Raw genomic sequence first — 12,365 nt, 5'->3', positions numbered from 1 at the left:
GGCGAGGTGGTGGGCGCGCCCGATCCATCGGTTCGGCCGTCCTCTTACGGGAGGGGTGTGGTGATGCCCACTACCGCCCCGACCGACGCCCCGAGTGCCCCACCGAGCAGGGCGGCAGGTACCGCGACGACGGCGACGCCGACGGCCGCGCCGACGAGCGGGCCGACAACCAAGCCGGTCGGCAGGAACGGGATACCGACGACGAAACCCGCGGCCGCGCCGACCGCTCCGGCGGCTATCGCGACGGGCGCGGCCACTCCCGCGCCGATGCCCGCGCCGATTGCCGCACCGACGCCCGCGTCCACGGCGGTGACCGAGCATCGGCGGGGATCTACGGGGACGTGCACGCAGAACGCTTCGATCGGCTCCTGATCCATGGCCGGTGGCGCGCCCGGCGCGTCCACCGTCTCGACTCGGGTCCAATTGTCGGCGGCGAGCGGATTCGCTGGGCCCAGCAGGGCCGACAACAAGAAAGGATCTTGCCCCTGCTCGTGGTGCGTCAGCGATAGCCAGTCCGCTGTCGTCGGTGGCGGGGCGGGTGCCTGCGCGGTGTCGACCGGGAATGCGTTGGCTACTCCGGTGCCGAGAAAGACCGCAATTGGCAACATGCTCGCAATCAACATTGGACGTGATCGGCCCCAACGACTGGCTTCCGGCATTCCGCACCTCCTGGACGTATATCTCGTTAGTTCTTCCCGATCTCGAGTACTTGTCGCACGTCGCGGCGCAGATAGCTTAAGCGGCAAGCGCGGCCGGATCAGGAAGAACTGCCGAATTCCGTGTGCACCGGCAAATCTGTGGCTGTGCCCAGTTGGGGTCTTTCGATGAGGGATTTCACTCAGGCGCAAAGAAGTCGGCGACGCGCTTGCGGACTTCTGTGCACCTGAAATCCAGTTCGTCGGCGCTGTCCGCGACGACGAACGCGAGCCCGAGCGCGACCGAATCCATCATCGACTTGGTCGCCGGGTACGTCCGCCCTTGCTCGGCTGCCATCCGTACCTCGACGACGCCGGGAAGTCCGATCAGATCGGCTTCCGCTCCACCCAGGTACCTGGCCTGTCGATCGATACTGACGAGCACCAGCGCGCCGCGTCGGGACAGTGAATAACCGGCCCTTCGGTCAGTCGCGGGTGCGCGCACCCCGAAAAGTTCCGCGATGTGCTCGCACTCGCGATGGACCTGTGAGCTCCCGGTGAGCGCGTAGGTGTGCTGCGGATGGCCGATTCCGTGCGCCCGCGCCCCGAAATCGATGAGGCGCGGCCCCAATGGGCCGGACATGATCTCCATGTGTGCGGGTCCTACTCGCACACCCAAGGCATCGAGCACCGACCCCGCGTAATCGGTCAGCTCGCCGACTATCGGGTCATCGTGCTCGAGCCAACGACCCCGCTCGTACACGAAATCGCCGGAACCCGACACCCACTTGTCGTAAACGCTGACACATAGCAGTTCGTGAGCACCGTGCGCGGAGAAGGTATCTACGGCGAATTCCACCCTTGGGGCCGGATACATTTCTTGGATCAGCGCGGCCGAGTGGCCGCCGAAGAGTGCGCTGCTGTCGGTGATCGTGGATATCGCGTCGGTCAACTGGGTGGGGGTTTCCACCAGCCGCACGTCCACCGAAGCTGCGCCCCGTGCCGGTTTGACGACCAATTTCCGGCCACGGCTCAATTCCGCGAACGCTTCGGCCGGTACTTCGTCTCGATTCGCGACTGCCCTTGTTGCCAGAGTGGGAACACCGGCCGCCGCCAGTGCCTCGAACATATGCTGCTTGTCCCAGCGCCGCATCGGCAGAGTCGGGTCGTTGGCCGGGCAGTCCGGAAGATCGGCGCGCAGGCGATCGCACAACTCGACGCCCGGCTCCGAACCGGCGACAACATATTTCACCGAACGTTCCACGCACAGCTGTAGAAGCTGCTGGTAGGAACCCCCGAGGTCCGCTTCGAAATCCAATGCGCCCGCAGTCGGACCATTACGGAACCCTGACACCAGTGACTGTTCGGTATCCAACCGGATGATGTTTATCCCGAGTTGCTCCAGCAACGGCGGATATAGTTTTCCCGAGCTTACTGGATCGACGATCAAGACCGAATTATCCGACACGATTCGGACTCCTACCTTTGTTGATACCCGCTATTACTGCTACCGCCCCCGCTGCCAACGAAATCTGGACGACGACCGCCCAATAGAGGGTGCGATCGTGTAGCACTCCGAAGGCTCCGATGCCCGGACCTATCGCGAACCCGATCGACTGGGCGGCCGAAAGATACCCTTGATACCTGGGGTTCTCCGACGGGGCGGAAAGTCTCGCTATCGATGCGCTCGCCTGGGGAATGAAAATCGCCTCCCCGAGGGAGAAGAGCACGAATCCGAAGATACATACTGTCCAGCTGGTTCCCAACCCGCAGACGGCGAGCCCGACTCCGGTGACAATAATTCCGAGACCGAGCGCATAGTTCCATCTGAATTTGGAAGTCACGAAGCTGAGAGGTAATTCGAAAGCGATGATGAAAACGGAATTGACAACGAGTAGAACGCCATATAATTGACCACCGCTGGAAACCTGATCGAGGGACAGCGGGATTCCGCTCATGCTCTGGGAGTAGACAGCCATCGCGGTGCCGAACACGACGACCACCGCCCATACCCGCGCCACACGGGAAGCGTCGTAGCCGGTATCAACGGCCGGCCGAGGACCGAATTCCGTCGAGTCCGCCCGTAGTTCCCTGGTCGCCGCACGCTCTTCTGCCGCATGGAGCCGGGAACGCTCACTGAGCAGCAATCCGGTGGTCAAGAGCGAACCGAGCGAGGAAAGGAAGAACAGCAATGAGAAGTTGTTCTGGCCCACCAGCGCGACGGCGATCGGTGCGACCGTGACACCGCTGCTGAGAAAGATCCGATGAAAGGCGACAACCGTCACGGTATCGCCCTCATAGCCGGAGCCGGTGACCAAGGCCGCCGCGGGCCCGGCGAACGACTGCGTCACCGCCACGCTCAGGGATGCCACCACGATCGCCGACGCGGGTTCGGTCGACATCAGCCCGAGCAGAAACAGGAAGACAACATTGAGCGCCGAGCCGGCGATCAGCACGTCGGTCGACCCGAACCGGGCCGCAGCCCATCCACCGGCCAGTGACCCGAGCACACCGGTGACCCCGGCCGCGAACAAAGCCAGCGACAAGGCCGCGGCACTGAGCCCCAGCGATGTGTAGAACACCGTGGAGAACAGCGCTAGGAATCCCACCGACCGGCTGAGGAAAGTGGTGACCGAAACGATCCATACCTCCGCCGGAAAAGACGGCCGTCTCTTCCGGTCGGCTACCGCGACGGCCACCGGGCGCACCGCCTCGGATCGACGCGGACACGCTCGGATTCCCACATCGGCCACTCGGTGACGTCGAGCCAGGAGCTACAGGTGTCCTTCGCGACAGGGCCACCGACTCGAGTGATTCCGCACACCACCCCTGATACGGGATGTCGGATCGATGCGACGGACTGCACCGCGGTCCTCCTTCGTTAGGCAGCATTCGAAAGCTTTGTGCCCGGGTCGTTTTCCGCGGGTGGGGCTGCCGTAAGCGGACCCTATGGCAGCAGCGCGCGAGGAACATCCGTCATTCCGTACCGGAATATCCGCACCCGAAAGCTGTGAATGCCGGGTTGTTTCCGACGGTGGGGCTCCGCCGCAGGCCCACTTTCTTCGCGATGACGCCTAACATCCCCGTTGTGCAAGAGTCCTTCGCCCCGGCGTTCGTCGGTCGTGGTGTGGAGGTCGAGACAGTGGTGTCACTCGGTCGTAGGGCTGTCGAGGGGCAGGGTGTGGTCGTGCTCGTCGAGGGTGAGCCGGGGATCGGGAAGACCGCATTGCTCGATGCGGTGGGAACTCGGTACGAGGCCGACGGCATGCGCGTGCGCCGCGGAGCCGCCAAGGAACTGGAACAGAGCGTGCCGTTCGCGGCGGCGGGCTCCTGGCTGGACGCCGCCGGTGTCGCGACCGATCCGCGATCCGACACGATTCGCGCACTTCTGCGTAGCGGGGACCGAGCGGGCGACGGGGTGATGACGCACGAGTTCGCCATCACCGAAGCGCTGCTCGGTCTGATCGAAACCTGGTGCGATACCGGCCCGGTCGCGTTACTCATCGATGATGTGCACTGGGCGGACCGACAGAGCTTGTCGGTTCTGCACCGGCTCTGCGCTGCACTGGACGAGCTACCGCTTGTGCTTGTCCTCGCAGCTCGTCCCTTGCCGCAGGACAAGGCGTTCGACGCGCTGTCGGCCGACCTGGTCGAGCGCGGCGCCCCGACGATCCGTCTCGGTGCGCTGCCCGAATCGGAGACGACCGAGCTGGTGCGCCACATGGTGGGCGCCACTCCCGGAGCGGGGTTGATGTGCCAGGTGGCCGCCGCGGGCGGCAATCCGCTCTACATCGTGGAGCTGGTGGCTGTTTTGTTGCAGGACAAAGCGATCACCATCGTCGCCGACATCGCCGACCGGACAACTACGGTGGCCACCGAATTACCGGACGATTCGCTGACCGCGGCGGTTTCGTGGCGGCTGGAATCACTGTCCCGTCCAGCACGACAGGTGCTGCCGATGGCTGCCGCACTGGGGTCGATCGTCAATGTCGGGGAACTCGCGGCGGTATTGAACGGCTCGATTCTCGACGTCTGGAGTGCGGTCATCGAGGCGGTGGACTGCGGGTTGCTCATTCGCGCCGATTCGGAGTTGGTCTTTCGGCACGACCTGATCCGAAAGGTACTCGCCGAACAACTGCCTGCCTCGCTGCGAGCGGATCTGCTTCGTCGAGCCGGGCAGGTTCTGCAGGCGACCGACGCGCCGATCGAGCGGATCGCGTATTACCTCGCGGCCGGTGACCATGAGTTGGACACGGACAGCCTCGACTGGCTGGTGGCCGTTGCCGACAAGCTGATCGTGCGCGCGCCTGAAATCGCGGTGCAACTGTTGCGTCGCGCGGTCACGGTTCCGGACCTAGGCAGCAGCACACGCTCGTCGCTGATCGGTTTGCAGGCCCAGGCGCTGCTGTGGAGCGGCTTTGCTAGCGAGGCCGAGTCCGTGGTGCGGGCGGCGCTGCGGACGCATTGGGAGAATGGCGACGACATCGGTCTTCGTTGGCGACTCGCGCAGGCCTGCCACGCGCAGGGCCGGTTGGCCGATGCGGTCGATATCGCCGAGTCCGCACTGTCCGACGCTGGTATCGGAGCCGAGGACGCCGGTAGTTTCCATGGCCTGTCCGGGTTGGACAACTTCTTTCTCGGACGGCTCGGTGCGGCGGCGGCTGCTGCCGAGCAGGCCCTCGATCTCGGTGCGGCAACCAACAATCCGCTCGCCACCGGATACGGTCTCATGGCGTTGGGTGCCGTGCGCTATACCGAGGGCCACCTGAGTGAGGCGCTGGACCTGAGCGGTCGGATTATCGCCGTGTTCGACAACGGCATCGGGTCGGATCAGTTCGATCCGTATGTCCTGCACGCGCATTGCCTGATCGAGCTCGATCGGTTCGGCGACGCCGAGGAAACGTTGAATACGGCCATTGGTCACAACCGCAGGATGAACGGCGCGTATCTGGCCCCGAACCTGATCGCGAAGGCGCGGCTGCATTTGCTGGACGGTCGTTGGGACGACGCGGTAGCCGCCTGCTCCTACGGTGCGGAAGTACCCGATGTCTTCGGGTACGCGCCGGTCGCCCGCAGCTTCGCCGCCCTGATCGGTATCCATCGCGGCACATTCCTGCCGGACCCGAACACGGTTCCCGCCCCGGACGGGAAACTGGGGAGCAGCGGTTACGCACAGTTCCATCCGTGGATCAACGCGCTCGTACACGAGACGCACGGCCGCCAGGATCTCGCGCTGAAACTGCTCGTCGATGCCGAACTGGAGCTGTCGGACAGTTTGACCGCGCCAACGCTGTACTACATCTTTCCCGACATCGCCCGGTTGGCCGCCGACCTCGGTGATCAGAACGCGGCACTGTCGGTGTCGGCCAGCGCGGACGCAGTCGCGGCGCGGGAGCCGACCCCGGCAAGGAGGGGTACGGCTTTGCTGTGCCGCGGACTGGTCGAGCGCGATCCCGCTGTGCTCGCCGCGGCCGCAAGCGCTTTCCGGGAGTCCGGACGGCCGCTCTACGAAGCGTGTGCCTTCGAGAATGCTGCCGTGGTGCTCGCCGGAGCCGGTCGTGACGGCGAAGCGCGCACCGCGCTGGACACTGCCGTTGCGCTGTACACCCGCCTCGGCGCGTCCTGGGACAGCTCTCGCGCGGTGGCGAGGGTGCGGCCCTACGGAATTCGGCGCGGTGTCCGCGGCCCGCGCAACCGCCCCAAGTCGGGTTGGGCGGCACTCACCGATACCGAACGCAAAGTCGCGATCCTGGTGGCGGAAGGGTTCTCGAACTCCGATATCGCGGCACAGATGTTCTTGTCCAGCAGGACGATTCAATCGCACGTTTCCAACACTCTGGCAAAACTCGGTCTTCGCTCACGTCGGGAGGTCGCGAGAGCCATGCCCGGTCGTTGATCTCGCACGGCGGTGGCCCGGCGAGCGCGGGGAGCGTGTCAGAAGTCGAGGTAGCGGACGAGGGTGAATTCTTCCGCGAAATCACACCCGACAGACGCGCCGCAGGACTCCGCGGTCACCCGGATGGACCGCGCTGTTCTCGGATGCGGCCATGCACGCTTCTCGGTCTCGTAGCACTCGAACGCCGCGATCTTGTCGTCTATCGTCGCCGAGATATCGGTGAACCAGTTGGGCCTGAAGGACGACTCGAACGGCGCGGTCCACTCGATGCTCGACCTGGTCGCGAAGGTCAGTACGCGGCGAACCGAACTTCCAGCGCGCGGTCGGGTAGCCACCATGACCGAGCGGAAGACGGAACGATGGTCGAGGTTGACATCAGGGTGAACCGTGTACACGGTCCCGGGTCGGAAATCGCTGACGAGTTCTTCGACGACCTTGTTCACTTCGACGTGAGGCACTTCGTTCAGGTAGCTGCCGGGCAGGTCGTGCTGGATGTACTCCCGGACGCCGAGGATCTCGGCAGCCGCCAGAGCCCCGTCGTGCTTCCTGCGCAACTGGTCACCATCCACCGGACATTGCGACGAACTGCCGTCACTCACGCATAAAACAACAACCTCGCACCCCTCGTGCAGGGCATGCCGGGCGACTGTTCCCCCCATCCCCAGTACCTCGTCGTCCGGGTGGGCTCCGACCACCAACACCCGAGATTCGGCGCCCCGTGAATCTCTCGGTTGATTTAGGGGATTCACGGCGCCTTGCGCGCCGTTATGACGAGCACCTCTTTGGATAGCCGCTCCCAGTTCGTGGCAGTGCATGCGGCTTCCAGGTCGGCTCGCGAAAATCTCATGCGTTCCGCGGTCTCCTCGTACAGCAGCGTCGAGCAGTAGTAGCGCAGAAACTCATCTCGGTTCGGGAAGGTGAGGTACGACGCCAGCACTTCGTCATTGCACTCATGGAAAAGCTCACGCACGACCGGAAGGAACTCGTCGGCGAGGCGACCCGACCGCGCCTTGGTCCGCTCATCGATTCGCTGCCCGGTCAGCCGCTCGTTGAACTCGAACAGTTCATTGGCATTGTTGATCGTGGACCCGACGAGTACCAACTGCCCGCCCCGCCGTGTGACGCGGTGGATCTCCCTGAGCGTCGCGGCTGGGTCTTTGGCGTTGTAGATCGCGAAGAGTGACATCACCAGGTCGAAAGTGTTGTCCGCAAACGGCAGCGGCTGGTCCATCGACTGTGCAAGCAGTTCGAGACCGACGGCATCGGGGTATCGGGCGTCGGCCTCTTCGAGTAGCGCGACATCCCGGTCGAGCCCTACCACGCGTCCGGTATCGGTCAAGTGCTGCAAGTAGATGCCGAGGTGGTTGCCGTTACCGCACCCGACGTCGAGCACTGCGTCCCAGTGTTTCTCGCCGACGAAGTCGGCTATCCATGAGTTGATGTCGAAATTTGCGAATAGTTTGTGCGCTCTGATTCGGTTGGCGAGTCGCCCCTCTATTTCCTGAAAGCTCAAGTCCACTGCTAACTCCTCAAGAGATAATCAGGGCCGGCAGGCCGAGTCGGGTGACAGCCTCTTTCAAAGGAAGGTCGCCGGGCATCTCATCCAGATGGCTCGACCACCACTCTCGATCTCGCAGCCAAGCATTTACATAAGCGACACAGAATGCTGGAGTGATGAGTGACGAGGTATCTCGCGCCGACTGGATCGCTGCGATGATCTTATTGTGGTCGGGATCCTCTTCGCTGCGCTTTTGATGCGCATCCAGCAGGTAGTCGAGAAAGCGGCGCCGTTTCGACAGGAATGTTCGCCAGAAATCGCGGTCCGCATCGCGCGGCATGACTCCGTCACGTACACAAAAATGCAAGCCTGGTGCGATCACCTCGCCGAATTCTTCCCGGGATGCCCTGTTCGGATCGCCGAAAGGATCATATTCATCCTGAATAGCGCTCCCGGTCATGGCAAGGGGCGGAAAGGAAGAATAATCGAGCATGTACAGCCATTCATCGTTGTACATCTCCGGGAAGAACGACCTCCTCGTTCGCGGCGCTACCATGAGCGCACCGCCGCCCAGGAACTTCTCCGGCGGCTCACCGATGCTTCGGTAGGCATGAGAAGCGACAGACGCATCGGGAAATCCGTTGGTCGTCAGCCCGATTACCGCGTACTCGTCCAGCAGGTCAGCTGCGGTCCGAATGTCATCGGGGTTCTCGATCAGAAGATCATCATCGAGAAAGAAGACTCGATCCCAACCCGCGTGATGGGCAAGCAGTAGTGCCGTATTGCGTTTAGCGCTGAGGTCGCCATCCGGCTGGAACGGCGTGTTGAGTAATAACTCGGACGTGCCGAAAGAATCTCTACTCAGCAGGCTCAGGTCTTTATCGAAGTCGATCGCAACGATATTGACTCGAGGCAGCCCGGCTGCCTCGACTACATGCTGCGCGGTGCTATTTTTGCTGCACAGCACAACGAGAACGCAGTCGAGGGCTTCCGCGAGCCGGATGTGATCCCTGGAGTATCGACTCATTCGCGCAGACGGTATGACAATGGCGTCAACAGAGGGATTCACGGTAATCCGTGGACGTCGTCAGGCGTCGTGCAGAGGCGTGATCGTAGTGTCGAGCACGGTGTAGGACCGGCTGGGGATCTTTACTGTGTCGGGTACTGAATTCGAGCGGCTGGCAACTGTCATCACTTCGGAGGCCAAGTCGCCATGAGCCGTGGCTTCCAAAGCGAGGGGAGCGGTAACTTGGGCTCCCGCTACGACAAGTCCGGCGATCGCGAAAATCTTTGGGGTGATGTTCATGTGGACTCCCTTTGTAATTGGAAATCTGCCCGCCTACGGCACTATTATCCATCATCCATCCCGTTTGTCAACGGGTCGATGGTTGACGTGCCGCTAAACTATGGTACATCGGGCCCATCGGGTAGTTCGCGTGGAATACGTTGTGGCACAGCGGTTTACGCTGACGGTCTGATCTGGGGGGGGGGGTGAGTGCCGCTGTCTTGTCGCGCCGATGTCCGAGGCGTCGACGTCGTTCCGGAGTTCTCGCGGGCGGGGAATGGCGAGACCCTGGTGGTCGGCCGGGCGCTGACTCAGTGCTCGTGGCTCCGGCCGAGTTTGCGCGCTTGTTCGGCCTTGTCCGCGGCGCGGGTGGGGCGGCCCTCGTTCTGCATCGGTGTCGGTTCGCTGGGGCGCAGGAATCGTTTGATGGCACGTAAGGCGGTTTCGGCTTTGTCGGCGAGCGTCATTTCGGTGGTCCTTGTCCTGTGTGAGGCGGTAACCAATAGGTCGCCGAATACCTCCAGTGAACGCCGCCCGATACTGGGTGTCAACACTGTAGGTATACACTCGTGACATACAGGGCTGTCGAGAGAGTGGAGTGTTCCGTGATGGCCGAATCACCGACCAATGGCAGAAAAGTTGCCGCGGGAGGTCGTGAAAACGGCCCGATCACCCGCGCGGTGGTGCTGGCGGCCGCGCTGGAGATTGTTGATCGAGACGGGGTCGACGGACTGTCGATGCGGCGTTTGGCCGACGAGGTCGGGCGGGATCCGATGGTGATCTATCGGCATGTGCCGAACAAGGCCGCGGTGCTCGACGGCGTTGCCGAGATCGTATTCGCGCAACTGAAGGTCGATCCCACCGATATCGACTGGACCGCCCAGTTGCGGGCGGTCGCACGCGGCTTCCGGAAACTGGCCCTCGCTCATCCGGGCGTGGTGCCGTTGCTGGTGACCCGGCCGTTGGCGACGCCGCTCGGGATGCGTCCGCGTGCCGTGGTGCGGCCGTTGGAAGACGTCCTCGGGCTGCTCACCGGCGCCGGGTTCGCCGGGGCCGACGCGCTGCACATCTACCGTGCCCTCTTCGGGTTCCTTTACGGCCACATCCTCAACGAACTACAGGAACTCGTGGAAAATCCGGAGGAAACCGACGAAGTGCTGCGCCTTGGACTACACCGGCTGCCGATCGGGGAATTCCCGCTGCTGCGGGAACTCGCGCCGATCCTGGCCTCTTACGACGGCGCTGTCGAACTCGAGCGTGGCCTCGATATCCTGCTGGCCGGTCTCACCGCCACCCTGACGACTCCGGTGCGGCCCGGCGAGTCGTGTGCGTAGGTGTACCTCCGCCTTCGCTCCGGCCATGCACAGTCCGGGGATGGACTTCGTCCAGCTGCCCATCAGGCGGCTGGTCGCGGCGGCGTCGTAGCTCAACGTTGCTGCGCGGCAACCCTTTCGACGCGTCGCCGCCGGGCGCGGTTCTTCAGTGCCGTGCGCAGACCGCGCCGGGTAGTGGCTGAGTCGGCGTAGAACGAGGCGGCTGCGACATCCCTGTCGAATCGGCGTTCCGACGCGGTCTCTGGTGCGTCGTCGCTGGTGGCGGTGAGGAAGCTGTCCGGGAGGGCGAGTTTGTGGATGGTGCGCAGCGTAAGCAGGTACTGGTGCGTCAGCGAACCGGTGGTGTAGGGCAGATCGTATTTATCGCAGAGGGCTCGAACCCGCTCGGCGATCTGGGCGTAGCGATTGCTCGGCAGATCGGGGAACAGGTGATGCTCGATCTGGTAGCACAGGTTTCCGCTCATGAATGCCAATAGCGGGCCCGCATCGAAGTTCGCGGTGCCGAGCATCTGGCGCAGGTACCACTCCGCTTTGGTCTCCTGCTCCATGGCCTCGGGAGTGAATTTCTCCGCGCCGTCGGGGAAATGCCCGCAGAAGATCACCAGGTACGCCCAGATATTTCGCAGGAGATTGGCGGAGGCGTCCGCGGCCAGGGTGCGGCGCCACCGCCGTCCGCTGAGCGCGGGGAAGACCAGGTAGTCCTTTGCGGCTTGCCGGATGATCTTTCCGATCAGCGTTTTCTTCTGCGCCGCTTTCAGCTCCGGGGTAGGCATGCGATCGCGTTCGGCATACATGCCGTGTAGCGCGATACCCCACTCGAAGGTGGCCGCCAGCAGCAGATTCTGCAACGGCTGCAACAGGAAACGCGGCTGCCAGGTCTGGTCGCGCGTCACCCGCATGACCCCGAACCCGATGTCGTCGTCCACACCGATCACATTGGTGAACACATGGTGGCGATAGTTGTGCGAATAGCGCCACTGCGCCGAAACGCCGGCCATGTCCCATTCCCAAGTACTGGAATGTATTTCGGGATCATTCATCCAATCCCACTGGCCGTGACACACATTGTGGCCGATTTCCATGTTCTCGATGCTCTTGGCCACGGCCAAGCCCGCGGTACCGATGAGCCAACCGGCGTTGGTCCTACTGCCGCCGATCGTCAACCGCGCCGCCGCCTCCAGTACCCGCTGGAAGGCGATGGTGCGCCGGATATACCTCGCGTCCCGTTCGCCACGCTGCTCGGTGATATCCTGCCGAATCGCATCCAGTTCACGCCCGAGTGCCTCGACGTCGTCCGCGGTGAGATGCGCGTAGTCCTTGATTTGAGTGATTGCCATATACCAGGTCCTCGAGGTTGTGCGGTGAGATCGAAACTCTGGTGCGCAGTCAGTCACCATCCCGATGAACGGGCCGAGTCGGGTTCAACCCCACGTGGCCGAAATCGGATCTGCCGAACTCCAGTACACGCCCGTATGAGGCTAGTGTCAACGATGTAGGTCAACACCCGAAAACTACAGTGTGAATTGTCGATGAAGCTGCGCTGATAGCTCGGTCGGGAATGTCTTCGACCAGCTGGCGCGGCAGCGCGGGCACGTTGAGGTTTTCTCGATCCCACCGCGATAGCATCAGGTACCGGTCCTCGACTTGTCTCGGAAACAGTGCCATTCCTATGTCTCGAGCTCCCGTCTCCGCTGCGCCGGGCAGCGTTGTTCGCCCC

Annotated in this window: 11 protein-coding genes; 2 read left to right on the top strand and 9 right to left on the bottom strand. The window is 63.1% G+C overall.

Features of this window, described 5'->3' with window-relative positions:
* Window positions 1-44: 44 nt before the first annotated feature.
* The 3 genes from ACLMAJ_RS02080 to ACLMAJ_RS02070 form a co-directional block, all read right to left on the bottom strand.
* The gene (locus ACLMAJ_RS02080; RefSeq protein ID WP_412011714.1) at window positions 45-608 is read right to left on the bottom strand and encodes a hypothetical protein; all 564 of its coding nucleotides are present in this window, start codon (window positions 606-608) and stop codon (window positions 45-47) included.
* A 226-nt stretch (window positions 609-834) separates the two neighbouring features.
* Window positions 835-2,103 (bottom strand): hypothetical protein, encoded by a 1,269-nt coding sequence (locus ACLMAJ_RS02075; protein ID WP_412011713.1) that lies wholly within the window; start codon window positions 2,101-2,103, stop codon window positions 835-837.
* Window positions 2,093-3,334: an MFS transporter gene (locus tag ACLMAJ_RS02070; RefSeq protein WP_412011712.1), complete on the bottom strand. Its 1,242-nt coding sequence runs from the start codon at window positions 3,332-3,334 to the stop codon at window positions 2,093-2,095. The genes ACLMAJ_RS02075 and ACLMAJ_RS02070 overlap by 11 nt, the downstream gene beginning before the upstream one ends.
* Before the next feature lie 368 nt (window positions 3,335-3,702).
* On the opposite strand from ACLMAJ_RS02070, the gene ACLMAJ_RS02065 reads away from it, so the two are divergent.
* Window positions 3,703-6,531: a helix-turn-helix transcriptional regulator gene (locus ACLMAJ_RS02065; protein ID WP_412011711.1), complete on the top strand. Its 2,829-nt coding sequence runs from the start codon at window positions 3,703-3,705 to the stop codon at window positions 6,529-6,531.
* A gap of 38 nt (window positions 6,532-6,569) precedes the next feature.
* Here ACLMAJ_RS02065 and ACLMAJ_RS02060 read toward each other — a convergent pair whose 3' ends face one another.
* The 5 genes from ACLMAJ_RS02060 to ACLMAJ_RS02040 all read right to left on the bottom strand — a co-directional run bounded on the left by ACLMAJ_RS02060 (window position 6,570) and on the right by ACLMAJ_RS02040 (window position 9,865).
* Window positions 6,570-7,346 (bottom strand): PIG-L deacetylase family protein, encoded by a 777-nt coding sequence (locus tag ACLMAJ_RS02060; protein WP_412011710.1) that lies wholly within the window; start codon window positions 7,344-7,346, stop codon window positions 6,570-6,572.
* Window positions 7,277-8,050, bottom strand: coding sequence for a class I SAM-dependent methyltransferase (locus tag ACLMAJ_RS02055; RefSeq protein WP_412011709.1), 774 nt, complete (start codon window positions 8,048-8,050; stop codon window positions 7,277-7,279). Before ACLMAJ_RS02055 ends, ACLMAJ_RS02060 begins: the two co-directional genes overlap by 70 nt.
* A gap of 10 nt (window positions 8,051-8,060) precedes the next feature.
* A complete protein-coding gene (locus ACLMAJ_RS02050) occupies window positions 8,061-9,056 on the bottom strand; it encodes a hypothetical protein (RefSeq protein ID WP_412011708.1) in 996 nt (331 codons plus the stop codon).
* Window positions 9,057-9,116: 60 nt separating this feature from the next.
* Window positions 9,117-9,335, bottom strand: a complete 219-nt coding sequence (locus ACLMAJ_RS02045; protein WP_412011707.1) for a hypothetical protein — start codon at window positions 9,333-9,335, stop codon at window positions 9,117-9,119.
* Between the two features lie 290 nt (window positions 9,336-9,625).
* Entirely contained in the window at window positions 9,626-9,865 is a 240-nt protein-coding gene (locus tag ACLMAJ_RS02040) for a hypothetical protein (protein WP_412011706.1), read from the bottom strand.
* A gap of 57 nt (window positions 9,866-9,922) precedes the next feature.
* Here ACLMAJ_RS02040 and ACLMAJ_RS02035 point away from each other — a divergent pair, with 57 nt between their 5' ends.
* Window positions 9,923-10,648, top strand: coding sequence for a TetR/AcrR family transcriptional regulator C-terminal domain-containing protein (locus ACLMAJ_RS02035; protein WP_412011705.1), 726 nt, complete (start codon window positions 9,923-9,925; stop codon window positions 10,646-10,648).
* A gap of 92 nt (window positions 10,649-10,740) precedes the next feature.
* Here ACLMAJ_RS02035 and ACLMAJ_RS02030 read toward each other — a convergent pair whose 3' ends face one another.
* Window positions 10,741-11,985 (bottom strand): fatty acid desaturase family protein, encoded by a 1,245-nt coding sequence (locus ACLMAJ_RS02030; protein ID WP_412011704.1) that lies wholly within the window; start codon window positions 11,983-11,985, stop codon window positions 10,741-10,743.
* Between the last annotated feature and the right edge of the window lie 380 nt (window positions 11,986-12,365).

Source organism: Nocardia arseniciresistens (genome assembly GCF_046764875.1).
GTDB lineage: Bacteria > Actinomycetota > Actinomycetes > Mycobacteriales > Mycobacteriaceae > Nocardia > Nocardia arseniciresistens.
This window is presented reverse-complemented; position numbering and strand designations above follow the sequence as displayed.

Excerpts from the sequence above, each read along its gene's own strand:
- ACLMAJ_RS02080 (WP_412011714.1), bottom strand. The coding sequence starts at position 608 with ATGTTGCCAATTGCGGTCTTTCTCGGCACCGGAGTAGCCAACGCATTC.
- ACLMAJ_RS02065 (WP_412011711.1), top strand. The coding sequence starts at position 3,703 with ATGACGCCTAACATCCCCGTTGTGCAAGAGTCCTTCGCCCCGGCGTTC.
- ACLMAJ_RS02060 (WP_412011710.1), bottom strand. The coding sequence starts at position 7,346 with ATGCACTGCCACGAACTGGGAGCGGCTATCCAAAGAGGTGCTCGTCAT.
- ACLMAJ_RS02050 (WP_412011708.1), bottom strand. The coding sequence starts at position 9,056 with ATGAGTCGATACTCCAGGGATCACATCCGGCTCGCGGAAGCCCTCGAC.
- ACLMAJ_RS02045 (WP_412011707.1), bottom strand. The coding sequence starts at position 9,335 with ATGAACATCACCCCAAAGATTTTCGCGATCGCCGGACTTGTCGTAGCG.
- ACLMAJ_RS02035 (WP_412011705.1), top strand. The coding sequence starts at position 9,923 with ATGGCCGAATCACCGACCAATGGCAGAAAAGTTGCCGCGGGAGGTCGT.
- ACLMAJ_RS02030 (WP_412011704.1), bottom strand. The coding sequence starts at position 11,985 with ATGGCAATCACTCAAATCAAGGACTACGCGCATCTCACCGCGGACGAC.